The organism is Bradyrhizobium sp. Kon58 (assembly GCF_055807455.1).
Genome location: NZ_JBVVOT010000628.1, coordinates 1 through 240, shown reverse-complemented (window position 1 = coordinate 240; position 240 = coordinate 1). Strand labels below are relative to the sequence as shown.

General features: G+C 59.2%; 1 protein-coding gene. It reads left to right on the top strand.

All coding sequences use genetic code 11. The features are described 5' to 3' along the window. A partial coding sequence (locus AC0L20_RS41740) for a PA14 domain-containing protein (RefSeq protein WP_473295951.1) occupies positions 1-240 on the top strand: 240 nt, incomplete at both ends.

The window sequence follows — 240 nt, the reverse complement described above, 5'->3', positions numbered from 1 at the left end:
ATGCCCTGACCACATCTGGCAAGACCGCGTCGCTCAAGGCGGGCAAGTCGTACACCGTGAAACTCCAATACCAACGTGTACAGGGTAATTTCATTCCGGCGCTGGGCGGTGTAACCGGCGTGCAGATGAGCTGGGCGTCGCTGCGTCCGCCAGCGGACCTGGCCGATTACGATGCTGTAGTGGTGGCTGTCGGCACAACCTACGAAAACGAAGGCGAAGGCTCTGACCATGGCTATGAAC